The following is a 25679-nucleotide window of genomic DNA, read 5'->3' on the forward strand; positions in this document are numbered from 1 at the left end:
GGGCGGCATCCGGCGTCGACACGCGGCAGGGGCGATCCGCTGCGAGTCTTCAAAGTTTCATATGCAACCACCCCTCGCCTGGTGTCTAATACCGCCCCCCACGCTGTGCCCCCTCCCGTGAGCCTTCCCAATTCCGATCTGCGTCCGGACCTGGACCCGTTGCCCGACGACGGCACCGTCGTCACCGCCGGACCGCTGACCCCGCCGCCGGATTCGGCCGGCACCGTGCAGGATGCGCGCGCGCTGCGCCACAGCGTGGCCGAGGACGTGCAGGGCATGCTGCTGGCGACCCTGGTGGCCTCGCTGGGGCTGGCGGTGTTCGCCCATGGCGGATTGATGATCGGCGGCATGGCCGGCGTGGCCTTCCTGCTGCACTACGCGCTGGGCTGGAACTTCGGCCTGATGTTCGTGCTGGTCAACCTGCCGTTCTACTGGCTGGCGGTGCGGCGCATGGGCTGGGAATTCACCCTCAAGACCTTCGTCGCGGTCGCCGCCTGCGGCCTGCTCACCGATCTGCTGCCGCGCTGGGCGCAGTGGGCGACGATGACGCCGCTGTTCTCGGCACTGGTCGGCGGCGCCCTGGTCGGCCTGGGTATCCTGTTCTTCATCCGCCACCGCGCCAGCCTCGGCGGCGTCGGCATCCTCGCGGTCTACCTGCAACGTAGCCGCGGCTGGAGCGCGGGCAAGGTGCAGATGAGCTTCGACGCGGCGCTGATGGCGGTGGCGTTCTGGCTGCTGGCGCCGCAGCAGGTGCTGTACTCGGCGATCGGCGCGGTGGTGCTGAGCCTGGTGCTGATGTTCAACCACCGCGCCGGCCGCTACATGGGCGTGTGAGGTCCGCCGCCGGTCGCCGTCGCGCGATCGGCGACGCGCGCATCGCAGCACGCGGGTGTTCCTTGCGGGTGCGCGAACGTCGCGCGATCTGCGCGTGCTGCGCTTGGTCATGCAGGACATGCACGCAATGCCCGCCGTCCATCGGCGTGCCGCTGCACTGTGCTGGGCACGGCATCGCCCGTGCATGACGGCAACTGTCTACGGAATCTCCGCGGTGTCTACGAAACAGCCTTGCTGTCCAAGTGTGACGCAGCGCACGCTGCTGTCGAAGAAAGGATGAGTGCGCACAGACGGCGCATGCGATCGCGGGGAGCGCGATCCACCCGCATGCCATGACCACGATGTTCGACGCCGCGCCTGCGCGGCGGCGCGGTGCTGCCTGTCCGGCGTGCCGCGACGGATGCCGGCGCTTACAGCTTTTCCACGGAACGAGGGGCAGTGCGATGAAACGTGCGATGGGATTCGCGGCATTGGTCTGTGTAGTGGTCGCGGCGTGCTCTGCCGTGAATCCTGGGTCGGGATCGAAGCCCGGCAGCGGTGGCGGGACGGTCACGGCGACACCCACGCCGGTGGCGGGATCCGGATCGGGGCCCGCGCCAGGCGCAGCGGCCTGCACGCCGCCGGGGCCGCCGGCGCCGTCGTGGTTCCCGCATGCGCAAACGCCGGCGCCGGATTCGGCGGGCTTCGCGTCCAGCAGCAATTGCGAGTTCCATCAGTGGTCGTGGAATACGTTCCTGTGGCTGACCCAGGATGTGGGCGGGCAGCCGCGCTTCCTGAGCATGTCCAGCGATGGCATCGGCGGCGTTGCCGACGGCGTCCTCGATCCGTTGATCGGCCGCTCGCAGCAGGCGCGCACCGTCGAACTGATCGATCAGGCGGGCCCGGACGGCGTGCTGGTGGATCGGCATGGGCGCGCGGTCTATTACTCGATCCATTCCAACGACGTGTTCGGCCAGTTCATCGCCAGCAATCACCTGCAGAATCCGAAGGCGTTGCGCGCCTTCGATCCGAAGGCGGCATTTCCGGTCGGCAGCATGACCCTGAAGGCGGCGTGGAAAGTGGTGCAGCCGGGCGAGGACGTATCCACGTTCTATACCCGCCAGGCGCAGATCGCCAAGCTGGGCATGCGCAAGGGCAAGATCATCGCCACCGGCGACACCGAAACCCAGACCGTGGCGCTGGTCGGCTTCCACATCGGCGGCACGGTCGCCGGCCATCCGGAGATGATCTGGGCCACGTTCGAGCACCGCGAAAATGCGCCGGACGTGGACACCTCGCTCGATCCGGGCCAGCCCGTCTCCGACAAGGACTGGACCTTCTACAAGGCCGGTACCCCGATCGAACAGTGCAACGTCAACGCCGCCGGTGCCGGTGCGCTGACCTTGAACGCGCAGACGCAGACCCTGAGTCCGGTGACCCAGGTCTGCCGCATGGTGCCGTACGGCGGGCAGAAGCCGTGCCCGAGCGGCCAGGACTGCAACATCGCCAACATCCAGTCGATGAACGCCTCGGTGCAGAGCCAGTTGAACGACGTGTGGAAGAACTACTTCGAGGTCGGCGCGATCTGGTTCGTGGCCAAGGATGCGTTGGCGCCCAACTGCACGTTCCAGCCGGGTTCGGCCCTGGAATGCATTCCCTCGCCGACACCCGAAGGTGCGCCGCCGCTGCTCACCGGCTCGATCAAGCTGTCCAATTCCACCATCGAGACCTTCACCCAGGTGCAGAGCACGCAGAACAACTGCTTCGCCTGCCACAACACCACCCAGGTGATTTCGCCCGATCCGCGCGCGCAGTCGTTGCCGGGGCTGAACGTCAACATCAGCCATGTGGTGATCAACGACTACTTCCAGGCGCAGTTGCCGCAGAAGGCCCCACCGGCGGCGCGGCCGGCCACGCCGCGCTGAGGCGCGCCCCTCTCATCCGGATCAGGAGCAAGTCACCATGACCAGCAACGTGTTTCGCGTGCATCCGGCAATCGGCATCGGCCGCGTTGGCGACAGCCAGGAGTTCTATCTCGCACCGGTGACCGCGGCCGGCACCCGCGGTGCCGACGGGCTGATGGGCGGGCTGCCGGTGCAGCCCGGCACCGAGTCCACGCCGATCACCGCCGAGCAGTTCCGCGACGCCGCCGGCAACGTCAAGCGCCAGGCCGCGCGCTTCCACATCTATGCCTACCCCAGCGGCAGTTCCGGCACGTATCCCAACGGCGGCGGCGTGCGCGTGGACGTCGGCAGCACGATCGACGGCAAGACGGTCAAGGACATCGTCTGGACCGTGCATCTGGCCAACAAGAAGCTCAACAACTACTCGACGGTGAGCCAGGGCGGCCAGTTTCGCGGCATCGGCGCCTACGAGGAGCCCGGGCTGCTGGAACTGCGCAACCCGAACTATCCCGATGCCGCAAATCCCAGCGATCCCAACGATCCGACACGGTTGCGGCAGTTGGTGATCGATGCAGGACCGCGCGCGCTCAGCGCCGCCGCGGCGGGCAGCGCCGTGGTTGGCTTCGACATGACCAGCACCGCCAGCTACGCCGATGCTAGCGGCACGATCCACCCGCAGCCGGCCTATCCGGTCAGCTTTCCCTCGATGTTCCATACGCTGCACGAACCGCTCGGCAAGCTCGATTCGTTGGGCGACATGCGCGTGGAGGCCAACGGCGCGCTGATCGTGGCCGGCGGCTTCGCCCGCACCTCGGCGGTGATCGGGGCCGATGGCAGCTATCCGCCGCTGGAGGACGCGACCGAGAACGGCCTGTGGTACGACGACGCGGCCGATGGCCCGGTCAATGCCGTGCTGATCTTCAACGACGGATCCACCGCCAGCGTGCAGGGTGCCTGGTACGTCACCGGCGATCCGGGCTATGCGCCGCAGACCCGCAACGTGGTGTCCACCTGGGACGACGTCTACGACGTGTGGGTGCGCGCATTGGGTCTGGTGCCGTCGCTGTACGCCAACAACGCATTCGTCGCCACCTACCAGCCGTCCTTCAGCGACGACATCCAGCCGATCTTCCACGCGGCGATGCTGCAGCGCTGGAACACCAATCTGCCGTCGGGAGCGGTCAAGGGCCACGACATGATCGGGCAGATCCAGCCCACCGACGATCCGAGCGCGAAGATTCCCAACCTGAAGACGCTGATCCGCGACCCGGCCTCCGCCGCCGACACCGAGACCGGCTCGCCGATGATGCCGCTGTCGCTGGGCGATGCGCAGAAGAGCTTTCTCAGCGTCAGTTCCACCCAGTACTTCCTGCTGAGCCAGTGGCACGGCAAGAACTACGTGCAGGGCGGCGCACCTGTGCTGGGCCCTGGCGAAGCGCTGGACCGCGTCACCCTGCAGAACTGCCTCGGCGGCCGCTACAGCCCGGGCATCGAGGTGTCGTTCCCGATCCGCGACGTGAACCTCTACGTGCAGGACTGGAAGGCCCAGGACTGCGGGCCGTTCCGCATCAACCAGGCGCCGCTGGACTACAGCAAGGCGAACCAGGGCAGCGCGTTCCTGAGCTTCGGCTATGTGCCGCTGCAGCAGCACCTGGTGGAGCCGGGCGACCTGTCCAAGTTCATGTCGGTGCCCTGGCACACCGACTACAACTCCTGCGCCACCCATCTGCCCGATCCCAATCCGGGGCAGCAGACCGTCAATCCGAACAACACCTTGTTCTGGTCTTGGCCGGCCGAGCGGCCGTTCGCGGTCTACCCGGCTGCGCTGTGCCAGGTCGACCCCGACGACGACACCTGGTACCTGGGGCCGCAGGTCTATTCGGTGCGTGGCGAAGGCACCGACAGTCCGTATCCGACCAGGGCCGGACGCTTCCAGGCGTACGCGGACTTCGTCGCCAACTGGGCCAAGGTGGGCTTCGTCATCAGTGGCGCGCAGATCGCGCAGGTTTCCGGCAAGCCGCCGTACCCGGCCGAGCTGTTCCTCGAAGTGGCGAGCCAGTTCGATCCGGGCCAGGAGTTCGTGGCGCCGTGGCCGATGGCGAACATGCCGGTCGATCCGAAGGTGTGACGAGCATGCACCTCGGGAGCATATGGACGTCTCTGGACGGGACACGCCGATGAGCGCGGACGACCGCTGCGCCGTCGCCATCGTCGGCGGCGGCGTGGCCGGCTGCGCCACGGCGCTGGCGCTGGCCGCGCGCGGGGTCGAGGACGTGGTCGTGGTCGACATGGGCCGCGCTGCAGGCTGGCGGCTGGGCGAGGCGCTGGCGCCGACCGCCAGTGCCGCGCTGCAGCGGCTGGGCGTGTGGGAGGCGTTCCTGGCGCAGCGGCCGCTGGCCTCGGCCGGCAGTTGCGCCAGCTGGGGCCGGCCGGAGCTGGGCTACAACGATTTCATCGTCGCCGGCCACGGCAAGGGCTGGCACGTGGACCGCGCCGCATTCGACGCGATGCTGGCCGCGGCGGTGCCGGCGCAGGGCGGCACGCTGCTGCGCGGCCTGCGCCTGGGCGCGGTCGGCCGCGCCGCCGATGGCGATCAGGTGCTGGAGCTGCACGAAGAGCAGGGCGGCGTGCGCCGGCTGCGCGCCGGGTTCCTGGTGGACGCCAGCGGCATCGCCGCCGCGGCGGTGCGGCGGCTGGGCGTTGCCCGCAACGAGGTGGATTGCCTGGCCTTCGTCGCCGGTGTGTTCGCGCTGGAGCGGGCTGAGGCGATTCCGTCGCAGGCCTTGTTGGAGGCCTGCGCCGACGGCTGGTGGTATGCGGCGAAGTTGCCGCATGAGCGCTTGATGCTGGCCCTGGCGCTGGAGCCGCGCCGGCAACGTCAGTACCTGGACCGCGACGTGTGGCTGGCGGCGGCGCACCAGACCCGGCATGTCGCGCAGTGGTTGGCGCAGGGCGCGGCGTGCGCACCCGAGGCCGATGGCCTGATCGCCGCACTGGGGCCGTCGGCGATTCTCAGCCGCGTGGTGGGCGCCGACTGGTTGGCAGTGGGCGACGCGGCCAGCGCCTACGATCCGCTGACCGCGCACGGCATCGTCAAGGCCCTGCAGGACGGCGAGGCCGCCGCGCACGCACTGGCAGCGCATCTGCAGGGTGCCGGCCCGGCGCCGCTGGCGGCGTACCAGGAGGGCGTGTTCGCGCGCTTTCGCGCCTACCTGCGCGAACGCGGGGCGCTGTACGCGCGCGAGCGGCGTTGGGCGCAGGCGCCGTTCTGGCAGGCGCGGCTGGCGGGGTGATGCCGACCGCCACGCCGTGCGCGAGCGGTAGAGGACGCTGGCGCTCAGATCCCTTCAACGCCAACCACTTGCCGGAGGTATGGGGCTGCCACCGGCGCTATCCGTGCTCGCGTGCCAACGCCGCCGTTTCCGGCGTGACCCAGCGGGGGCGCATTTCCGTTGCATCGCGCGCGAGCCGGTGGCGACCGATCCGCGGTGATCCGCCCACGTTCACTGCGCGGGCGGTGCCGCCGCGGTCAGCTTGACGCTGCTGCGCTCGCGCTTGGACAGCAGCGGCAAGGTCACCGCCTGCTCGCCGGGCGCGGCGTACAGCCACAGCGCACAGCAGGCAGCGTAGGAGGTCAGGTTGCTGCTGCGGAAGGCGACGATGCTGGCGCTGTAGCAATCCGATCCGTCCCGCAGGCGTATGTCGGCGACGTAGTCGAACGTATAGTGACCGGGCCCGTGCCACGGCCATTGCGCGCGTTCTTCGGGGTCGCTGGTCGCTGCTGGAACCGGGCAGCGCGCGTCCGGGTTCGGCCGGCGTTGCCGGCCCTGTGCGTCGAAGCCGAGGCGCTGCAACTCCCGGTCCGCGACCGCGCGCAGTTGCGGGTGCTGCGTCAGCCAGCGTGCGGCGTCCTGCTCTTCGGTCGTGGCGTTCGCAGTATCTGGCGCAGGCGCCAGCGTATGCCGATAGCGGTAGCGCACCTGCAGCACGCGGGAGCTGCTGTGCTCTTGCGGCAGCGGAGATAGCGGGCGCGACAGCTTCAGCGTGTCCTGGAAGTAGTCGCCGTCGCGATAGGCGGCATAGCTGCGGCCGTCGATGCGCAGCCAGTACAGGGTCTGATCGCTGCCGCGGCCGTTGATGCTGAAGGTGCCTGTCGCCGGCGCTGTGTCGGGTGCGGTGTTGGGCAGGGCAAGGAAGCCGTGTACGGGGTCGCGGCGCAGCACCGTGATCTCGGTGAACAGGCCAGTGCCACCGACATAGGATGTGATCACCAGATCGCGTTGCCCGTCTTCGTCAAGATCGAGCAGGGTGTAGTGGTCGTCGCCGTTTTCGGAAACGTCGTCCTGCGCGGTGCCGGCGTCACCCCTGTATGTGCGCACCGCTTGCCATTCGTCTGCGGTGACGCCGGCCGGTTGCACGAGTGGCGCGGCTGCGGCGCCCGCTGCGGCGAGGTCGAAGCTCACGCCAGTGGTGTCCTCATGGCGCTGTAGCACCGTGTCGATCGGCGTGGGGTTGCTGGCTGGTTCGGCCTCGATCTCGCGGCGCAGCTGCTCGAGTACCTGCGGCAGCGTCGCCGTCCCGGGGGCGGCCGCATGCGCGGGCGCCGGGCATGCGGCCAGTGCGAGCAGCGCCGCCGTCGCCCACGATGTCGGCCGTATCCGTGGCATCCAGCGTGGTGCGGCGGCGAAGCGTGCAGGCGCAGCAGGCGCTGCGGCGCCGTTCATGCGCTGCGCATCCACGGCGGATCCAACTGCGCGATGCGCGCGAACGCCGGGCAGTCTTCGCGGTGCGCGCCGGGCAGGTAGCCCAGGCTCATCAGGAACTCGCCGGTGATCTCGCCGCCGGTGAAGCGGAAAGTGCGCTTGAACAGCTTGATCCACTCGGCCTTGCTGCGCGGATGCTGCGCGTCCAGCCACGCGGCGAAGCTGCCGTGGCTGGCCCGCAGGCGCTGGATCACCTGCGCGTTGTGGATCGCCGCCTGCACCTTGAGCCGGTTGCGGATGATCCCGGCATCGCCGAGCAGGCGCAGCACGTCGGCCTCGCCGAAGGCCGCCACCGTGTCCACGTCGAAGCCGGCGTAGGCGGCGCGGAAGCCGGCGCGCTTCTTCAGCATCAGCTCCCAGCTCAGCCCGGCCTGGTTGATCTCCAGCACCAGCCGCTCGAACAGGTCGGCTTCGGCGCGTTGCGGCACGCCGTACTCGTGGTCGTGGTAGTGGCCGTGCACCGGGTGCCCGGGGGCGATATCGCAGTAGCTGCTCATGCGGCGGGTATCCGTCAGTCGATCTGGTCGTTGGGGTCGGCGGGGTACAGCTCGGTCCGCTGAGTACCGGGCAGTTGCAGGTCGGGCCAGCGCCGCGGCAGCACCTGCAGCTTGCCGTCGCGCAGTGCCTGGTACAGCGCCTCGGTGTTGTCGCCGTGGCGCGGGAAGAAATGCGTCCGCGCTACGTCGCGCCAGCCGCTGCCCGGGTCGGTGTGGATCCGGCATTCGACGCCGTAGCCGGCGCTGGCATTGCACAGCAACACGTCGTCGTGGCCATCGCCATCCAGGTCGCGGCGCAGCGCCACGCACTGCGCGCCCTCGCGCCGGCAATTGCCGTCCTCGATCTTGCCGGCCAGCAGCGCCTGCCACCAGGCGGCGTCGGGCTCGGCGCTGCCGGCGGCCGGCGCGATGCGTTGGCGCACCTGCAGCGGATCGGTGCTGCGCGGCGCATCCTCGTTGTCGCTGCCCCAGCGCTGCTGGCGCTGCAGCATCCGCTGCAGGCGCTCGCGCTGCACCGGATCGTCGGCGAACGCGGGCACCTCGCGCAGCGCCTGTACCGCCCGATAGCCACGGCGGCCGCTGTCGAAGCGCAGGTAGGCCAGGTCCAGTTGCGCGGCGCTGGTGCGGCCATCGGCCAGGCGCTGCAACTGGTCGCCGACGACCAGGCGGTAGGGGTCCAGCAGCGGCGAACTTGTCGCCAGCGCCAGGCCGATCACCACCCACGACAACACCCGGTTCACCGGCGCCAGCGGCTGCAGCCAGCGTGCGCCCGGGCGCAGCACCGCCCAGGCATAACCGCATGCGTAGCCGCAGGCGACCACCGCGACCAGCACCCCGGCAAAGCGCTCGGTACTCCAGCCGTACTGCGCGATGCGCAGCGACAGCGCGTACAGCGCCAGCCCTGCGTAAAGCGGCAGGCTCAGCAGCCCGGCGTCGATCACCCGTTGCAGCCAGGCCGGGTAGGGCGCGTCGGCGGTGCCGTCCTGGTACACCGCATTGACGAACACCACCAGCGTGGCCACCACCGCGATCAGGATGCTGGCCGCAGCCCGGGTCTCCCACAGCGGCTGCAGGCCGGTGAACGGCAGGCTCAGCGCGAACAGCACCGCCACGAACGCCAGCAGCGGCAGCAGCCCGGTGCAGATCGCGAACAGGATCTGCCGCATCACCTGCACCGCGCGCTGCTGGGTGCGGCCGATCAGGATGCCCAGGCCGAACATGGTGCCGGTGGCCAGGTAGACGAAGGCGGTCTGCCGGAACAGGTCGCGGAACAGGGTCAGCTTGACCAGCGCGAACAGCGCGCCCCACAGCCACAGCACCAGCCAGCAAATCCCGACGAACAGCAGCGCCAGCGCCAGGGTCAGCGCGTTCTGCCAGGCATGCTCGAACAGGTCGCGGTACGGCGCCTGCCAGCGCCCGTGCTGCAGCCGGCACTGCAGCCACGGCAGCAGCACGAACATCGCCAGCGCCACGGTCGCAGCGAACGGGCCCAGCACCTGGCCGGCGCGCAGGCCGGGCGCGCCGGTGGCGTTCCACACCGCCCAGGCGGACAGGGCCGCCACCAGCACCGCCACCGCGATGGTGTGCTGCCACAGGCGCAGCGCGCCCAGGTGCCGCACCGACAGCAGGGTCATGGTCGGCACGGTCAGCACCAGGGTGTACCAGCACACCTGACCGCCCAGGGAGCCGAACGGCCACAGGCCGCGCTCGGCGCCGCGCTGCGCCAGGTACAGCAGCGCGCCCTGCAGCAGGGCCACCAGCACGATGAAGGCGCGGGTCTGGCGTGGCAGGTCGGGGGGCGTGTCCATGCGTGCGTGCTCCTGGGCGACCGATCGCGGTCGCGGTCGGGCGGATTATGGCAGCCCGCCGCAGCCCGGGCAGCGCGCACGCGGGAGGGACGATAGAATGGGGCCATGTCCGCTTTGCCCACGCCTCTGGCCAACCAACTGCTGATCGCGCTGCCGGCGCTGTCCGATCCCAACTTCGCCCGCAGCGTGGCGCTGATCTGCCAGCACGACGAGAACGGCGCGATGGGCGTGGTGGTCAACCGCGCCTCCGAATACACCCTGGGGGAAGTGCTGGAGCAGATGGGCATCGAGACCATCGACGCCACGCTGCGCGAGCAGGTGGTGCTCAGCGGCGGCCCGGTGCATCCGGAGCGCGGCTTCGTCATCCACGACGGCGCGCACGGCTGGGATTCCAGCCTGGCGTTCGCCGACGGCCTGTACCTGACCACCTCGCGCGACGTGCTCGAGGCGATGGCGCGCGGCGAAGGCCCGCGCAACGCGGTGGTCGCGCTGGGCTGCGCCGGCTGGGGCGCCGGCCAACTGGAGTACGAACTGGGCGAGAACAGCTGGCTGACCGCACCGGCCGATGCCGAACTGCTGTTCGAGCTGCCGCTGGAGCGGCGCTGGCAGACCGCGGCCGGGCGCATCGGCGTGGACCTGTTCCGCCTCACCGACTACAGCGGGCATGCCTGAGTCCGGCCTGCCTGCGCCTGGCGCGTCCGCGCCCGCCAGCGCCGCGCCCGCGACGATCCGCCGCGACGGCACCGTGCTCGGTTTCGACGTCGGCCACCGCCGCATCGGCGTGGCCGTCGGCAGTTGTTTCGGCAACGGCGCGCGCGCGCTGGCGGTGATCGACGTGCATGCGCAGGGGCCGGACTGGCCGGCGCTGGACCGCCTGCATGCCGAATGGCGGCCGCACGGCCTGGTGGTCGGCGATCCGCTCACCCTCGACGGTGCCGACCAGCCCAACCGCAAGCGCGCGCACGCCTTCGCCCGCGAACTGGGCGCGCGCTACCGCCTGCCGGTGGTGCTGGTGGACGAACGCTCCAGTTCGGTCGAGGCCGCACAACGCTTCGCGGTGGACCGCGCGGCCGGCCGCAAGCGCCGCCGCGACGCCGCCGCGCTGGACGCGGTGGCCGCCGCGGTGATCGTGGAGCGCTGGCTGGCCGCGCCCGACGACGCCATTCCCCCTCCCTGATCCACTGCCCGGACCCGCCATGACTGATCCGCAACTCGATTCGAACGGGCGCCTGCGCCACCTGCTGACCCTGGAAGGGCTGCCGCGCGCGACCCTGCTGCAACTGCTGGACCGCGCCGGGCAGATCCGCGACGCGGCGGTGGGCCGGGTCGGCAAGCGCAACGTGCTGGCCGGCACCGCGGTGTGCACGCTGTTCTTCGAACCGTCCACGCGCACCCGCAGTTCGTTCCAGCTGGCCGCGCAGCGGCTCGGTGCCGACGTGCTGAACTTCGACGCCTCCACCTCGTCCACGCGCAAGGGCGAGACCGCGCGCGACACGCTGAAGAACCTGGAAGCGATGGGCGTGCGCGGCTTCGTCGTGCGCCACCCCGAGGACGGCGCGGTGGAGCGCCTGGCCGAGGCGGCGGGCGAGGGCACCGCGCTGATCAACGCCGGCGACGGCCGCAGCGCGCATCCCACCCAGGGTCTGCTCGACATGCTGACCCTGCGCCACGCCAAGGGCGGCGACTTCTCCAAGCTCAAGCTGGTCATCGTCGGCGACGTCAAGCACTCGCGGGTGGCGCGCTCGGACCTGCACGCGCTGCGCACCCTCGGTGCCGGCGAAGTGCGCGTGTGCGGCCCGCGCGCGCTGCTGCCCGACGACGGCACCCTCGACGGCTGCGTGGTCGGCGAGGACTTCGACGCCATGCTCGATGGCGTGGACGCGGTGATGATGTTGCGCCTGCAGCGCGAGCGCATGGAGGAAGGCCTGGTGACCTCGCTGGAGGACTACCACGGCCAGTACGGCCTCACCGCCGAGCGGCTGCGCCGCGCGTCGAAGGACGCAGTGGTGCTGCATCCGGGCCCGATCAACCGCGGCGTGGAGATCACCGACGAAGTCGCCGACGGCGCGCAGTCGTGCATCCTGCGCCAGGTCGCCAACGGCGTGGCGGTGCGCATGGCGGTGCTGGAGACCTTGCTGGGCTGAGCCCGGCGCGCGTCGTCCTGTCGTCGTAGGAGCGGCGCTTGTCCCCTTTTCGGGGATCAGCCGCGACGGGCTTTACCGGGAATGCCCATCGCGGCTGAAGCCGCTGCTACTCCGTCTTGCCGAGCATCCGCTGCCGAAGGTGGCGAACGGCACATTCGCGCTACCCTCAATCGGCCTACCATCGGCGGCGATCCTCCCCACGGACGCCACCATGCTCCTTGTCCTGCGCCGCGCTGCGTTCGCCGCGGCTTGTGTTTCCCTTGTCGCCGCCGCCGCCCAGGCCGATGCCGCCACTGCCGCCGCCGCGGATGGTGCCGGCACCTACGATCCGCTGGCGCTGTTCGCACCGCTGCAGTTGCCGCAGCCGGCCAACGCCTACCGCAGCGGCGGCGGCGTGCCCGGCCCGCAGTACTGGCAGAACCGCGCCGACTACGACCTGCACGCCACCCTGGAACCGGCCACGCACACCCTGCGCGGCCAGGAGACCATCACCTACAGCAACCGCAGCCCGGACACGCTGGACGTGCTGTGGTTGCAGCTGGACCAGAACCTGTACCGCAGCGATGCCCGCGCCCGCAACTTGCGCGCCGCGCGTGCCGACCGGCCCGCGCCGCAGAGCACCGAGGGCTACCGCATCGCCAAGGTGGAACTGGAGCAGGGCGGCAAGCGCGTGGCGGCCACCTTCCTGATCGACGACACGCGCATGCGCGTGGATCTGCCGCAGCCGCTGGCCAGCGGCAAGGCGCTCAAGCTGCACATCGACTACGCCTACACCGTGCCCGGCACATGGGGCGGCCGCACCGCGGTCACGCCCACCCCCGACGGCGACATCTACGAGATCGCGCAGTGGTATCCGCGCATGGCGGTGTACGACGACCTGCGCGGCTGGGACACGCAGCCCTACCTGGGCGCGGAGTTCTACCTGGAGTACGGCGATTTCGACTACGCGGTGACGGTGCCGTGGGACTACCTGGTGGCCGGGTCCGGCGAGCTGGTGAACCCGGCGCAGGTGCTCACCGCCACCCAGCGCCAGCGCCTCGCGCAAGCCGCCGCCAGCGACAGCACGGTGACCATCCGCGGCGCCGATGAGGTGGGCACGCCGGACAGTCGGCCCAACGCCAGCGGCACCCAGACCTGGCGCTTCCACATGGACCACACCCGCGACGTCGCCTTCGCCGCTTCGCCTGCGTTCGTGTGGGATGCGGCGCGGATCAACCTGCCCGAGGGCAAGCATGCGCTGGCGATGTCGGTGTATCCGCGCAGCGCGGTCGGCAGCGACAAGTGGGGCCGCTCCACCGAGTTCGTCAAAGCCTCGATCGAACACTTCTCGCAGTGGTATCCGTACCCGTGGCCGGCGGCGGTGAACCTGGGCGGCCACGGCGCCGGCATGGAATATCCGGGCATCGTCTTCGACGACATGGAGGACGGCGGCAAGCAACTGTTCTGGATCACCGCGCACGAACTCGGCCACGGCTGGTTCCCGATGATCGTCGGCTCCAACGAGCGTCGCCATGCGTTCATGGACGAGGGCTTCAATACCTTCATCGACGTCTACGCCTCCGACGCGATCAACCATGGCGAGTTCGCACCCAAGCGCGATGGCGAGTACGCGCCCGGCGGCGGCAACCCGGTGGACGAGATCCTGCCACTGCTGGCCGACGCGCAGGCGCCGACCCTGCTCGATCGCGCCGACGCCACCAGCGAGAAATACCGGCATCCGCTGACCTACTTCAAGGGCGCGCTGGGCCTGGTGCTGCTGCGCGAGCAGATCCTCGGCCCGGCGCGCTTCGATCCGGCGTTCCGCAAGTACATCGCCACCTGGGCCTACAAGCACCCGACGCCGTCGGATTTCTTCCGGCTGATGGAGAGCGAGGCCGGCGAGGACCTGAGCTGGTGGTGGCGCGGCTGGTATTTCAACAACTGGCAGCTGGACATGGGCGTGCGCGCGGCCGCTTACGTCGACCATGATCCGGCCAAGGGCCTGCTGGTGACCTTGGGCAGCCGCCAGAAGCTGGTGATGCCGGCGACCTTGCGCATCGACTTCGCCGACGGCAGCCATCTCGATCAGCGCGTGCCGGTGGAGACCTGGATGCAGCAGACCCAGCCGCAGATCCGGGTGCCGAGTACGCAGAAGGTGCTGCACGTGACCCTGGATCCGGACCACGTGCTGCCCGACGCCGACCGCAGCGACAACCGCCTGGACACGGTGAGCTGAGCGCGTTGCGGCCATTCGGCGCCTGTTCGGCGTCGGATGGCCCGCGCAAACGTGCTGCGGCCGCAACATTCGCGGCCGCGCAGCGCCGGCGTGCGCTTGTCCCTGCGCAGTGCGCCGACGGCGATGGCGATGCGTGCGATGCACGGCCGTTCGCCGTCGTTGCCGGCGAGGTGCGTCCAACGCAGCGTACGTGCGGGAAGCCTGTCCCCGGCTGTCGCTGTCTGTCTCCTGCGGACCGTGCGTGTCCGCTTGTCCTGTCCCGCGCGGCGAACGGAGCGCAGGGTTCCAGTTCTGCGTCGCGGCGATTGCGCGGGCCGCCGCGTGCATTCCAAGAATGCCGCCGGCCCCCACGCCCCGTGCCGGCGCATGCATGCACTGTCATGCGTCCTGCACTCATCGCGACAGATGGGAGAGACATCATGCAGCAGCAGTTCCGCAGGGGCGCACTGGCGCTCGCTCTGGCCGTCGGCGCCGCCCCGGCCTTCGCCGGCCCGGTCGGCTACGGCGCCAACACCACCGGTGGCGGCAACGCCATTCCGGTCAACGTCGCCACGATGGAGGCGATGCAGGCGGCGATCGACAACTACGCCGGCTCCGGCGGCCTGGTGCTCAACTACACCGGCAGTTTCAACTACGCCAGCATCACCGACGTATGCACGCAATGGAAGCTGCCGGCCAAGACCGTGCAGATCAAGAACAAGCGCGACATCACCATCAAAGGGGCGAACGGCTCCTCGGCCAACTTCGGCGTGCGCGTGGTCGGCAATGCGCACAACGTCATCATCCGCAACATGACCATCGGCCTGCTGCCCGGCGGCGAGGACGCCGATTCGATCTCGCTGGAAGGCAATTCCAGCGGCCAGCCGTCCAACATCTGGGTGGACCACAACACCATCTTCGCCTCGCTGACCAAATGCCCCGGCGCCGGCGACGCGTCCTTCGACGGCGGCATCGACATGAAGAAGGGCGTCAACCACGTCACCGTGTCGTACAACTACATCCACGACTACCAGAAGGTCGCGCTCAACGGCTACAGCGACAGCGATACCCAGAACGCCGCTGCGCGCACCACCTACCATCACAACCGCTTCGAGAACGTGGAATCGCGCCTGCCGCTGCAGCGGCGCGGGTTGAGCCACATCTACAACAACTACTTCAACAACGTCTTCACCTCCGGCATCAACGTGCGCATGGGCGGGGTGGCGCTGATCGAAGCCAACTACTTCGAGAACATCAAGAACCCGGTGACCTCGCGCGACAGCAGCGAGATCGGCTACTGGGACCTGATCAACAACTACGTCGGCAGCGGCATCACCTGGACGGTGCCGGAGAGCACCAGCAAGCCCTACGCCAACGCCACCACCTGGATCTCGTCCAAGACCTATCCTGAGTCGCTGGGTTACATGTACACGGCGATCCCTGCCGCGCAGGTCAAGGCCAAGGTCATCGCCACCGCCGGTGCCGGCACCAACCTGGCCGAGTGAGGCACGCCGCCTCCGCGCCCGACGGCGCGGAGGCCGGTCGCCCAGGCGGTCGCGGATATATGCCGTTTACGACATTCTTGGTGTGCGCGTGGCAATGCCTGCGGCGGTAAGTGTGACGTGCGCCAGCACCGATGGGGCGCCTTCTAATCCTTGTTTCACGTGGAATTTACGGGTGCGCAACGGTGGCGTGAGGGAGACGCGCAACGTGCACTTCGTAGTCACGATGCTGAGGGGATTTAGGAAACTGTGCGCAGTTGCGCATCAAGATTCCAGGCGGGTCGCCGTTACCTAGTACGAGTACCCGCATGGGACACCCCCGATGCGGCCGGTGCTGGAAGTGTCTTTTCCTTCTTCTCCGTCGCATCGCGCCCAGGCCGTTGGCCCGAGGGAGTCCTGCGCGATCCAGGTCGTGGCGCGGGCTGCTCTCCTTTTCTTACTTGGTGGCCCCTCATGATCGGAATCCTGCAACGCTACAACGTCGGGACGCGGCTCGCGTCCGCCTTCGGCGTCCTCATCCTGCTCTCCTGTGCGCTCGTCGTCGCCGGGCTGCTGACGCTGAAACAGGCGCGCGAGATGATGGACACCATCGTCAACCGGCGCATGCAGATCCTCGATTACACCGGCGAAATGCGCAATGCCAGCGCACAGGTGGCGGTCAATCTGCGCAACATCGTGCTGCCGACCACGCAGGAAGAGAACGAGCGGTTCGCCAAGGCCGTCGACCAGCAGCGCCGCTACTACGGCGAGGTCCACGACAAGCTCTATGCGATCCCGGTCAGCGATGCCACCGGCGCGCAGATGCGCAAGGCTATCGACGACGCCTACGATCGGACCCGTCTCGCCAACCAGAAGGTCCTGGACCTGGGCATGGCCAACAAGGCCGATGAGGCATTGAAAGTCCTGATGGCGGAGGCCGGACCGGCGACGCAGCAATGGCAGGAGGCGATCAATACCTATGCCAACCGGCAGCGCACGCGCGGTGCCGAGGCCTACGCCGGCGCCAACGTCGCGATGGACCGCGGCCGCAGCCTGCTGGTGGCCGGTGGCGTGCTCGTGGTGCTGGTCAGCGGCCTGCTGGCCTGGCTGATCACCCGCAGCCTGACCGTGCCGCTGACCCGCGCCACGCGCGTCGCCGAGGCCATCGCCAGCGGCAAGCTCGACAACGACGTACGCACCGACGCCCGCGACGAAACCGGACGTCTGCTGGTTGCGATGCAGGGCATGCAGCAGCAGGTCAGCAACCTGATCGGCGCGCAGTTGGAAATGGCCAAGCGCCACGACGCGGGCGAAGTCAGCCATCGCATCGAAGCGCAGGCCTTCCCGGGCGACTACGGGCGCATGGCGGCCGAGACCAATGCGCTGGTGGCCTCGCACCTGGCGGTGAAGACGCGCCTGGCGCAGATCATGGGCCGCTACGCGATCGGCGACCTGTCGCAGGACATGGACCGCCTGCCTGGCGAGGAGGCGGTGCTGAGCCAGACCATGGACGAGGTCAAGGCCAACCTGTCGGCGATGAACGGGCAGATCAAGCAGCTGGCGACGTCCGCCGCCGACGGCGACTTCAGCGCGCGCGGCGACGCTGAGCGCTTCCAGTACGACTTCCGGGTGATGGTGGACAGCCTCAACCAGCTAATGGCCACCGCCGATGGCAACCTGCAGGCGCTGTCGACCCTGCTGCAGGCGATCGCCGCGGGCGATCTGACCGCGCGCATGCACGGCGACTTCCGCGGCGTGTTCGCACAGATGCGCGACGACGCCAACGCCACCGCCGAACAACTGGCCGGCATCGTCGGCCGCATCAAGCATTCGGCAGTGTCGATCAATGCCGCGGCCAGCGAGATCGCCGCCGGCAACGACGATCTATCGCGCCGCACCGAGCAGCAGGCCGCCAGCCTGGAAGAAACCGCAGCCTCGATGGAGGAACTGACCTCCACCGTTCGCCAGAACGCCGAGCACGCGCGCCAGGCCAATCAGCTCGCCGCCGGTGCGGCCTCGGTCGCCTCGCAGGGCGGCGACGTGGTCGGCCAGGTGGTGACCACCATGAGCGGCATCGAGGATGCGTCGCGGCGCATCGCCGACATCATCTCGGTGATCGACGGCATCGCCTTCCAGACCAACATCCTGGCCCTCAACGCGGCGGTGGAAGCCGCGCGTGCCGGCGACCAGGGACGCGGTTTCGCCGTGGTCGCCAGCGAGGTGCGCACCCTGGCGCAGCGCTCGGCCAGCGCGGCCAAGGAGATCAAGAGCCTGATCGACGATTCGGTGAGCCGCGTCGCCGAAGGTTCGGTCCTGGTCGACCAGGCCGGCAAGACCATGACCGAGATCGTGACCTCGGTGCAGCGTGTCACCGACATCATGGGGGAAATCTCCGCGGCCTCGCAGGAGCAGTCGGCCGGCATCGAGCAGGTCAACCAGACCGTGACGCAGATGGATGAGAGCACCCAGCAGAACGCGGCCTTGGTGGAAGAGGCCAGTGCGGCGGCGCGCTCGATGGAGCAGCAGGCGGTGGAACTGAGCCAGGCGGTGGCGCTGTTCAAGCTCGACGCATCCGCGGCCACGCCGGTAGCGCAGGCGCCGCGGCACCAGGCCACCGCGACGCCCGCGGGCAAGCGCAGCGTCCGTCCGGCAGCGGCCAAGGCCGCACCTGCGCGGCGTGCGGCGCAGCCGGCGGCGGCGATGGCGCTGGACAAGGATTGGCAGGAGTTCTGAGCCGCACGGCGCCTGTCATCGGCGAGCGGCGCAATGCGCGTCGCTCGCCTGTCGCGTGGCGGTTGCCTTGCGGCTGCCGGTGCCGCATCCCGCAGATCCGAGGATGTTCCACTGCGGTCGCGATGCCGTGCCTGCCTTGGCGCGGCACGCTGTTTCTGACCGACGCCCACGCCGCGCGCGTGGGCGTCCTGCTCCGTCCTCACGCCTGCCTGGGGCTTACGCGCGTGTTGCCCGCGTGAGCATCCAGCACGTCGTCACGTGCGCCGCCGCCGTGCGGCAGACGCCGTGCGCGTGATGCGACGCGTCCCTTGTACGACAGCATCGCTGCCGCCGCGGCTGCGGCCGCGGGTTGCCGGCTGACGCTGCGAAGTGACGGCGATCGCGTTCCTGGCCTTCGCATCGCGTGTCGAGGTCTCCGTTGTGCGGCCAATCGGAAAACTTTTTCCTCGCTGCGACCTCGCGCCGCAAGCAAGCGTCGTGCCGGCCGTTGCAACATGACGTGCACGCGGTATTCACGCGAAAACGCCGATCCGGATGCAGTGCGAATGGCCTCTCCACATCCCTGTGATGTGCCTGAGGGTGTTCAATAAATTCCGTGCAATCGCCTCTCAAGTCCCCGCGCCGGGCGCCGTTACATCGCCCGCACATCGAGCGGGATGCGTCATCAGGCGTCTGATTCAAAACGCTTTTTCACGACTCATTCATCTCGTTCGATGCGGGCGTGCACAACGGCGGCTGGTCGGCGTGCGTGGTCCGCGGCGTTCCATCGCCCCTCTCATTCCCCCAAAGGCCATTCCATGATTGCATTCCTTCAGCGCTACAACGTCGGTGCCCGGCTCGCCACCGCGTTCGGCATTCTCATCCTGTTGTCCTCGGCGCTGGTCGTCGCCGGGCTGCTGACCCTGTTCCAGGCGCGCGAGCGACTGGACGGCATCGTCAACCGCAACATCGCCGCCATCCGCGCGTCCAGCGACATGCTCAACGCCAGTTCGGTCGTGGCCATCAATGTCCGCAACATCGTGTTGCCGACTTCCCAGGAAGACAACATCCGCTTCGCCAAGGTCGTCGTCGAGCAGCGCGCACGCTACCAGGAGGCGCGCAAGCGGGCGGGCGCCATCCCCAGCGGTGCGCAGAGCCAGGCCGTGCTGGAGGACGTCGATCGCGCCCGGCAGATGACCGTGGACGTCAACAACCGGGTGATGGATCTGGGCATGCACGACAAGCCGGACGAGGCCCTGGCCCTGCTGATGCGGGAGTCCGCGCCGCTGACGCAGAAATGGCAGGACGCCATCGCCCGCTATGCCGATCTGCAGGCCACCCGCAGCAACGAGGCCTATGCGGAAGCGACGGCGGCGATGGCGCGTGGGCGCGCCATGCTCATCGCCGGCGGACTGGCGGTGGTGCTGGTCAGCAGCCTGCTGGCGTGGCTGATCACCCGCAGCCTGACCGTGCCGCTGAATCGCGCCACCCGTGCCGCCGAGGCCATCGCAGCCGGCCGCCTGGACAACGACGTGGCCACCGACGCGCGTGACGAACCCGGCCGCCTGCTGCTGGCGATGGGTGGGATGCAGACGCAGTTGCAGCGCTTCTCCCGCGAAACCGCGTTGATGATCGAGCTGCACGCCGACAAGGACATCAGCCACCGCATGCCGCAGGACTTCCCCGGCGTGTACGGCGAACTGAGCAAGGGCATCAACACCATGATGTTCGAGCACCTGGACGCCATCGTCGAGGCGGTCGAGATCCTCAACGAATACGCCAACGGCGATCTGCGCCGCGATGCGCGCCGGCTGCCCGGCAGCCGTGCGGTGCTGCACGAGTCGATGGACGCGGCCAAGGCCAGCCTGCTGGCGATCAATACCGAGATCAAGCGCCTGGCCGCAGCGGCCGCGGCCGGCGACTTCAGCGCCCGCGGCGATGCGGCCAGTTTCCAGCACGACTTCCGGCTGATGGTGCAGGACCTCAACGCGATGATGGAGGTCAGCGACCGCAACCTGGGCAAGCTGTCCGCCCTGCTGCAGGCGATCGCCGCCGGCGACCTCACCGCACGCATGCATGGCGACTTCCACGGTGTGTTCGCGCGGATGCGCGACGACGCCAACGCCACCGCCGACCAGTTGACCGGCATCGTCGGCCGCATCCAGACCGCCGCGGTCAGCATCAATGCCGCCGCCAGCGAAATCGCCACCGGCAACGACGACCTGTCGCGCCGCACCGAGCAGCAGGCCGCCAGTCTGGAAGAAACCGCCGCGTCGATGGAGGAATTGACCTCCACGGTCAAGCAGAACGCCGAGCACGCGCGCCAGGCCAACCAGCTCGCCAGCGGCGCGGCGTCGGTCGCGTCCCAGGGCGGTGCGGTGGTCGGTCAGGTGGTCGAGACCATGAGCGGCATCGAGGCCTCGTCGAAGAAGATCGCCGACATCATCGGCGTGATCGACGGCATCGCTTTCCAGACCAACATCCTGGCGCTCAACGCGGCGGTGGAAGCGGCACGTGCCGGCGAGCAGGGCCGCGGGTTCGCGGTCGTTGCCAGCGAAGTGCGCACCCTGGCGCAGCGTTCGGCCAATGCCGCCAAGGAGATCAAGACGCTGATCGACGATTCGGTGACCCGCGTCGCCGAAGGCTCGGCGCTGGTCGACCGGGCCGGCAGCACCATGCAGGAGATCGTGGCGTCGGTGCAGCGGGTGACCGACATCATGGGCGAGATCTCGGCGGCGTCGCAGGAGCAGTCGGCCGGCATCGAGCAGGTCAACCAGACCGTCACCCAGATGGACGAAAGCACGCAGCAGAACGCGGCGCTGGTGGAAGAAGCCACCGCGGCCGCGCGCTCGATGGAGCAGCAGTCGGTGGAGCTGACTCAGGCGGTGGCGCTGTTCAAGCTGGACGGCGCGCCGGCTGCGGCGCCGACGCCGACCCCGTTGCCGCGCGGCAGACACGCGACGCAGGCGATGACGCGCAGTCCGCGCCCGCAGGCCGCGGTCGCACCGGCACGCCGCGCGCCGTCGTTCGCGGCGGCGGTGGCGCTGGACAAGGACTGGCAGGAGTTCTGAGTCGCTGCGGTCCGGTCGCCGGACTGTCGTTGGTGCGGCCGCCTTCCTCGGAAGGCGGCCGCACGCGTTTGCCGATCGCTCGCCGGGCGACGGGGCCGATCAGGGCACCCGCGTCCGCCGATCGACGGCGGTGGGTCACGCTGCGGCCGCCGGGCGCGGCCGCAGCGCGGTCGGCACTTACTGCGGCGGCTTGGTCTGCGGGCTCTTGATCACGTACGAGGTGATGTACTCGCCGTTGGAGCCGTAGACCACCACGATGGTGGTGTTGGCGTCGCGGTAGACCACGGTGGCGTTGCACGGGCAACTCGCCGCGGCGGTGACCATGCCCAGCGGCTGGTTCTTCGCGTCGTTGACCGCGATCATCTGCTCCTCGGCGGCGCTGCCGATCGGCAGCCGTGCCTCGGTGCCCGGCGTGGCGGTGAGCACGGTGATGACCTCGTCCTGCAACGAGTTGATCTGCACGAAGCGCAGGCCGGCCTTCTCGAACGTGTAGACCTTGAACAGCGGCGACAGGCTGACGTTCTTCTTGCCGATGGGCAGGCGTTCGCCCATGCCCTGGATGGCATCGGCGGCGTTGAGCGGTGCGCGCTCGGCGGCCTGCAGGCAGGGCGCGGCCAGCGCAGCCGCCAGCACCGTCAGGGTCAGCAACGGTTTGATCATGGTGTCTCTCCTTGTCTGGATGGTACGGACCTGTACGCCATGGGACGAGCGGCAGCCGTGGTCCTTTCCGGCCTGAGCGCCCGCAACGGGCCGTCTCCCGGTCCGTCGTCGCCTGCCGTCCTCCTGGCTCCGCGTGCATGCCCTCATCGGCTGGTACGGAGATAGGAGATTCGGCTGGCGTCGAGTTCAGTATTTCTGACGTTAGTATCGCTGTCAATATGCAAAATCAACGAGATGGAGCAAAAGTCAGCGATGGCTGCGGGTAAGGCAAATCCGTACCTGTCGGGCATCGAGCGGTGTCGTCGTCTTGCCGGACGTGGGAGGGCCGCCAGCAAGGCGCTCGCCGTCCGCCGCGGCGGTGTGCATCGCGGCCGCGTGCGCGGATCCGCGCTGCGTTGCAGCAGCCATGCCGCCGCTGTGCGCCGATCCGCGCTCGCAGGCGGCCAAACGCGCGCGCAGCCGCACGGCATCGTCGCCAGCCTGTATCGTGTCGCGTTTTCCGCACCCGACCGAGCCGATGCCGCATCCGTCCGCGCCTGTCCCGCCTGCCGCCGCACCCGCCTTGCGCCATGCGCTGAAACCGCGGCAACTGATCATGATGGGATTGGGCAGCGCGATCGGCGCCGGCCTGTTCCTGGGCTCCGGCGTCGGCGTGCACGCGGCAGGGCCCGCGGTGCTGATTTCTTATCTGGTCGCCGGCGCGCTGGTGATCATCGTGATGAACGCGTTGGGCGAGATGGCGGCTGCCAAGCCGGCCAGCGGTGCGTTCTCGGTGTACGCCGCCGACGCGATGGGTCCGACTGCCGGCGCCACCGTGGGCTGGCTGTGGTGGCTGCAGTTGGTGATCGTGATCGCCGCCGAGGCCGTGGGCGCCGCCGGCCTGCTGGCGACGGTGTGGCCGGGCTTGCCCGTACCGCTGGCCGCGATCGCGTTCATGGCCGCGTTCACCGCGATCAACCTGTTGGGCGTGCGCAATTTCGGCGAGTTCGAATTCTGGTTCGCCATCCTCAAGGTCGCGGCGATCGTCGGCTTCATCCTGGTCGGCATCGCCTTGCTGGCCGGCTGGCTGCCCGGGGTGGCCTCGCCGGGCCTGTCCAACGTCACCGGCAACGGCGGCTTCGCGCCGAAGGGCCTGGCTGGCATCGGTGCCGCGCTGCTGGTGGTGGTGTTCGCCTTTGGCGGCACCGAGATCGTGGCAGTCGCCGCGGCCGAGACCGCCGACCCGGAGCGCAGCATCGCCCGCGCCATCCGCACCGTCGCCTGGCGCATCCTGGTGTTCTACATCGGCTCGCTGAGCGTGATCATCGCGGTGGTGCCGTGGCAGAGCCAGGCGCTGAGTTCGCCGTTCGCCGCGGTGCTGCAGGTTGCCCGGATTCCCGGCGCCGCCACCGGCATCACCCTGATCGCGGTGATTGCGCTGCTGTCGGCGCTCAACGCCAATCTGTACGGTGCCTCGCGGATGATCTTCTCGCTGGCCCAGCGCGGCGAAGCGCCGCGCGCGCTGGCCGCGTCCAGCCGCCAGCAGGTGCCGTGGCTGGCGGTGCTGGCCAGCGTGCTGTTCGGCTTCGTCGCTGCGGTGCTGGAGCTGCTGTATCCCAACCGCGTGCTGCCGGTGCTGCTGAACATCGTCGGCGCCACCTGCCTGCTGGTGTGGACGATCTCGCTGCTGTCGCAGCTGATCCTGCGTGCGCGCGCCGACCGTGCCGGCACCCGCCTGCCGTTCCGCATGCGCGGCTATCCGGTGCTCACCGTGCTGGCGCTGGCGATCCTGGCGCTGATCTTCGGCCTGCTGGTGGCCTCGCCGGACACCCGTACGCAGTTCCTGTCGATGGCGGCGCTGACCGCGGTCATTGCCGTGGTCAGCGGCGTGGCGCGGCGGCTGCGCGCGGGGTAGGGCGCGCGCTCCAGCGGTGGCGGCATGCCGTTGTGGGAGGGACTTCCGTCCCCACGCGTGAGAGTGTCGGCCGGTGTCGGGCTTCGCTCGTGGCGACTGACGTCGCTCCCGCAGGCGCGGGCTCCGCGCGCGTCATGTCCGCTGCCGTAACAGCGGCGCTTGTTGCTTTTCATGGATCAACCGCGGCAGTTGCCGTGGTAAGCCTGTCGCGGCTGAAGCCGCTCCTGTGACGGCACCGACAGCTCGCAGACTCCCTCGTAGCAGCGGCTTCGGCCGCGACGCGGTGCGGTAGAAGCCGCCGCGGCCGACCCGCGGTCGCTGCAGGCCGGGCCTGGGTGCCCATCCCGCGGGCTTGGCCGCCATGGGCAATCCGCGAAGTGGGCGCGCGCGACTCAGCCCAGCAGCAGGCGCGCACCCAGCGCGCACAGCAGCGCCGGCGGCATCACCAGCGCGCCGACCTTGAGGAAGCGCCAGAAGCCCACGTCCTCGCCTTCGCGGCGGATCGCGGTGAGCCACAGGATGGTCGCCAGCGAGCCGGTGATCGACAGGTTCGGGCCCAGGTCCACGCCGATCAGCAGCGCGTCCACCACCAGTTGCGGCGGCTGCGCCTGGGCGACGGTGGTGCTGGCGATCAGGCCGGCGGGCAGGTTGTTCATCAGGTTGGAGCCGAACGCCAGCAGGGTGCCGGCGATGCCGGCGGTGGCCTGCGGCGAGTGCGCAGCGGCGTCGGCCAGGGAGCGCGCGAGCAGGCCGATCACGCCGGTGCGCGACAGCGCCTCCACCAGCACGAACAGGCCGGCGACCAGCGGCAGCACCGACCACGACACCGCCTTGGCCATCGGCAGCGGCGACTGGCGGCCACCCAGGCACACCACGCCCAGCGTCGCCAGGCCGGCCAGACAGGTCGGCAGGCCCAGGTCCAGGCCGAGCGCGGAGACGCCGACCAGCAGCGCGGCGGTGGCGAGGATGCCGACCAGGGCGAAGGTGCCGCCGCGGGTCAGCGGTACCGTGTCCACGCGCGCGGCGCAATGGCCGGTCAGGTCCTTGCGCTCGGCCCAGCGCAGCATCACGAAGGTCACCCCGATCGCCAGCAGCGACGGCAGTGCGAACGCGGCCATCCACGCGCCAAGGGTCGGCATCTTGCCGCCGTACAGCACCAGATTGGCGGGGTTGGAGATCGGCAGCACGAAGCTGGCGGCGTTGGCGATCAGCGCGCAGGCGAACAGCAGCGGCAGCGGCTTGGCGCCGGCCTTGCGCGCGGCCGCGTACACCGCCGGGGTCAGCACCACCGCGGTGGCGTCGTTGGACAGGAACGCGGTGACCACGATGCCGACGCCGAACACCAGCGCGAACAGGCGCTGGGTCGAGCCCTTGGCCAGGTTCACCGCATGCATCGCCACCCAGTCGAACAGGCCTTCGGCGCGCGCGGTTTCCGACAGCAGCATCATGCCGATCAGGAACAGGTACACGTCCAGGCCCTTCAGCACCGCCTGCCAGGCCTCGCCGCCGGGCATCAGCCCCAGCACCATCAGCAGCAGCGCGCCGCCCACCGCCCAGCACGCCTCGGGCAGCTTGAACGGCCGCGCGATCACGCCGGCCGTGGCCAGCGCGCAGATGCCCCAGGTGGCGAAATTGGCCGTGTGCGCGCCGGGCATGCTCATGCCGCCGCCGTGGCACGGGCGCCGAGGCGCGTGCGCGAGCAGGCCGCCGGGGCAGGGCAGGGGAGGGCAACGAGAGC

Annotated in this window: 18 protein-coding genes; 12 read left to right on the plus strand and 6 right to left on the minus strand. The window is 69.5% G+C overall.

The features are described from left to right. The first annotated feature begins 159 nt into the window (after window positions 1-159). The 4 genes from RAB70_RS10225 to RAB70_RS10240 all read left to right on the plus strand — a co-directional run bounded on the left by RAB70_RS10225 (window position 160) and on the right by RAB70_RS10240 (window position 6010). Complete coding sequence (locus RAB70_RS10225) at window positions 160-834, plus strand: YitT family protein (RefSeq protein ID WP_017913917.1); 675 nt, start codon at window positions 160-162, stop codon at window positions 832-834. 779 nt (window positions 835-1613) lie between these two features. Beyond that, window positions 1614-2738: a hypothetical protein gene (locus RAB70_RS10230; protein WP_225851659.1), complete on the plus strand. Its 1125-nt coding sequence runs from the start codon at window positions 1614-1616 to the stop codon at window positions 2736-2738. Between the two features lie 37 nt (window positions 2739-2775). Then, the gene (locus tag RAB70_RS10235) at window positions 2776-4845 is read left to right on the plus strand and encodes a LodA/GoxA family CTQ-dependent oxidase (protein ID WP_148829195.1); all 2070 of its coding nucleotides are present in this window, start codon (window positions 2776-2778) and stop codon (window positions 4843-4845) included. A 49-nt stretch (window positions 4846-4894) separates the two neighbouring features. Further along, a complete protein-coding gene (locus RAB70_RS10240; protein WP_265531481.1) occupies window positions 4895-6010 on the plus strand; it encodes an FAD-dependent oxidoreductase in 1116 nt (371 codons plus the stop codon). Between the two features lie 210 nt (window positions 6011-6220). Here RAB70_RS10240 and RAB70_RS10245 read toward each other — a convergent pair whose 3' ends face one another. From RAB70_RS10245 to RAB70_RS10255, 3 genes are read right to left on the minus strand one after another with little or no spacing between them, the layout of a single operon-like run. After that, window positions 6221-7456, minus strand: coding sequence for a hypothetical protein (locus RAB70_RS10245; RefSeq protein WP_148827716.1), 1236 nt, complete (start codon window positions 7454-7456; stop codon window positions 6221-6223). Further along, the gene (locus RAB70_RS10250) at window positions 7438-7977 is read right to left on the minus strand and encodes a DNA-3-methyladenine glycosylase I (protein WP_043095742.1); all 540 of its coding nucleotides are present in this window, start codon (window positions 7975-7977) and stop codon (window positions 7438-7440) included. Before RAB70_RS10250 ends, RAB70_RS10245 begins: the two co-directional genes overlap by 19 nt. A 14-nt stretch (window positions 7978-7991) precedes the next feature. Continuing rightward, window positions 7992-9785 carry a DUF4153 domain-containing protein gene (locus RAB70_RS10255; RefSeq protein WP_148827710.1) on the minus strand — a complete coding sequence of 598 codons (1794 nt, stop codon included), beginning with the start codon at window positions 9783-9785 and terminating at the stop codon, window positions 7992-7994. Between the two features lie 105 nt (window positions 9786-9890). Between RAB70_RS10255 and RAB70_RS10260 the strand changes: the two genes are divergently transcribed. The 7 genes from RAB70_RS10260 to RAB70_RS10290 all read left to right on the plus strand — a co-directional run bounded on the left by RAB70_RS10260 (window position 9891) and on the right by RAB70_RS10290 (window position 21387). Further along, a complete protein-coding gene (locus tag RAB70_RS10260) occupies window positions 9891-10457 on the plus strand; it encodes a YqgE/AlgH family protein (RefSeq protein WP_010344126.1) in 567 nt (188 codons plus the stop codon). After that, complete coding sequence (gene ruvX / locus RAB70_RS10265) at window positions 10450-10962, plus strand: Holliday junction resolvase RuvX (protein WP_408068866.1); 513 nt, start codon at window positions 10450-10452, stop codon at window positions 10960-10962. Before RAB70_RS10260 ends, ruvX begins: the two co-directional genes overlap by 8 nt. 19 nt (window positions 10963-10981) lie before the next feature. Then, a complete protein-coding gene (locus RAB70_RS10270; RefSeq protein ID WP_017913284.1) occupies window positions 10982-11929 on the plus strand; it encodes an aspartate carbamoyltransferase catalytic subunit in 948 nt (315 codons plus the stop codon). A 211-nt stretch (window positions 11930-12140) separates the two neighbouring features. Then, window positions 12141-14144 carry a M1 family metallopeptidase gene (locus tag RAB70_RS10275; RefSeq protein WP_148827711.1) on the plus strand — a complete coding sequence of 668 codons (2004 nt, stop codon included), beginning with the start codon at window positions 12141-12143 and terminating at the stop codon, window positions 14142-14144. Between the two features lie 419 nt (window positions 14145-14563). Beyond that, complete coding sequence (locus tag RAB70_RS10280) at window positions 14564-15628, plus strand: polysaccharide lyase family 1 protein (protein ID WP_017910646.1); 1065 nt, start codon at window positions 14564-14566, stop codon at window positions 15626-15628. Window positions 15629-16078: 450 nt separating this feature from the next. Continuing rightward, entirely contained in the window at window positions 16079-18337 is a 2259-nt protein-coding gene (locus tag RAB70_RS10285; protein WP_148827712.1) for a methyl-accepting chemotaxis protein, read from the plus strand. A gap of 797 nt (window positions 18338-19134) precedes the next feature. Further along, window positions 19135-21387 carry a methyl-accepting chemotaxis protein gene (locus tag RAB70_RS10290; protein ID WP_148827713.1) on the plus strand — a complete coding sequence of 751 codons (2253 nt, stop codon included), beginning with the start codon at window positions 19135-19137 and terminating at the stop codon, window positions 21385-21387. A gap of 177 nt (window positions 21388-21564) precedes the next feature. Here RAB70_RS10290 and RAB70_RS10295 read toward each other — a convergent pair whose 3' ends face one another. Then, window positions 21565-22047, minus strand: coding sequence for a hypothetical protein (locus RAB70_RS10295; RefSeq protein ID WP_148827714.1), 483 nt, complete (start codon window positions 22045-22047; stop codon window positions 21565-21567). A 246-nt stretch (window positions 22048-22293) separates the two neighbouring features. Beyond that, window positions 22294-22644: a hypothetical protein gene (locus RAB70_RS10300; RefSeq protein ID WP_170268084.1), complete on the minus strand. Its 351-nt coding sequence runs from the start codon at window positions 22642-22644 to the stop codon at window positions 22294-22296. Here RAB70_RS10300 and RAB70_RS10305 point away from each other — a divergent pair. Further along, a complete protein-coding gene (locus RAB70_RS10305; protein WP_026144708.1) occupies window positions 22565-23941 on the plus strand; it encodes an amino acid permease in 1377 nt (458 codons plus the stop codon). The genes RAB70_RS10300 and RAB70_RS10305 overlap by 80 nt on opposite strands. Before the next feature lie 392 nt (window positions 23942-24333). On the opposite strand, the gene RAB70_RS10310 is transcribed toward RAB70_RS10305, so the two are convergent. Continuing rightward, the gene (locus RAB70_RS10310) at window positions 24334-25602 is read right to left on the minus strand and encodes an arsenic transporter (RefSeq protein ID WP_148827752.1); all 1269 of its coding nucleotides are present in this window, start codon (window positions 25600-25602) and stop codon (window positions 24334-24336) included. Window positions 25603-25679 lie beyond the last annotated feature (77 nt).

The organism is Xanthomonas sontii, assembly GCF_040529055.1.
GTDB lineage: Bacteria > Pseudomonadota > Gammaproteobacteria > Xanthomonadales > Xanthomonadaceae > Xanthomonas_A > Xanthomonas_A sontii.

What these genes read in the sequence shown, in the direction of transcription:
- RAB70_RS10230 (WP_225851659.1), top strand. Translation starts at nt 1,614, where the DNA reads ATGTCCAGCGATGGCATCGGCGGCGTTGCCGACGGCGTCCTCGATCCG.
- RAB70_RS10235 (WP_148829195.1), top strand. Translation starts at nt 2,776, where the DNA reads ATGACCAGCAACGTGTTTCGCGTGCATCCGGCAATCGGCATCGGCCGC.
- RAB70_RS10240 (WP_265531481.1), top strand. Translation starts at nt 4,895, where the DNA reads ATGAGCGCGGACGACCGCTGCGCCGTCGCCATCGTCGGCGGCGGCGTG.
- RAB70_RS10250 (WP_043095742.1), bottom strand. Translation starts at nt 7,977, where the DNA reads ATGAGCAGCTACTGCGATATCGCCCCCGGGCACCCGGTGCACGGCCAC.
- RAB70_RS10255 (WP_148827710.1), bottom strand. Translation starts at nt 9,785, where the DNA reads ATGGACACGCCCCCCGACCTGCCACGCCAGACCCGCGCCTTCATCGTG.
- RAB70_RS10260 (WP_010344126.1), top strand. Translation starts at nt 9,891, where the DNA reads ATGTCCGCTTTGCCCACGCCTCTGGCCAACCAACTGCTGATCGCGCTG.
- ruvX (WP_408068866.1), top strand. Translation starts at nt 10,450, where the DNA reads ATGCCTGAGTCCGGCCTGCCTGCGCCTGGCGCGTCCGCGCCCGCCAGC.
- RAB70_RS10270 (WP_017913284.1), top strand. Translation starts at nt 10,982, where the DNA reads ATGACTGATCCGCAACTCGATTCGAACGGGCGCCTGCGCCACCTGCTG.
- RAB70_RS10275 (WP_148827711.1), top strand. Translation starts at nt 12,141, where the DNA reads ATGCTCCTTGTCCTGCGCCGCGCTGCGTTCGCCGCGGCTTGTGTTTCC.
- RAB70_RS10280 (WP_017910646.1), top strand. Translation starts at nt 14,564, where the DNA reads ATGCAGCAGCAGTTCCGCAGGGGCGCACTGGCGCTCGCTCTGGCCGTC.
- RAB70_RS10285 (WP_148827712.1), top strand. Translation starts at nt 16,079, where the DNA reads ATGATCGGAATCCTGCAACGCTACAACGTCGGGACGCGGCTCGCGTCC.
- RAB70_RS10290 (WP_148827713.1), top strand. Translation starts at nt 19,135, where the DNA reads ATGATTGCATTCCTTCAGCGCTACAACGTCGGTGCCCGGCTCGCCACC.
- RAB70_RS10295 (WP_148827714.1), bottom strand. Translation starts at nt 22,047, where the DNA reads ATGATCAAACCGTTGCTGACCCTGACGGTGCTGGCGGCTGCGCTGGCC.
- RAB70_RS10305 (WP_026144708.1), top strand. Translation starts at nt 22,565, where the DNA reads ATGCCGCATCCGTCCGCGCCTGTCCCGCCTGCCGCCGCACCCGCCTTG.
- RAB70_RS10300 (WP_170268084.1), bottom strand. Translation starts at nt 22,644, where the DNA reads ATGATCAGTTGCCGCGGTTTCAGCGCATGGCGCAAGGCGGGTGCGGCG.
- RAB70_RS10310 (WP_148827752.1), bottom strand. Translation starts at nt 25,602, where the DNA reads ATGAGCATGCCCGGCGCGCACACGGCCAATTTCGCCACCTGGGGCATC.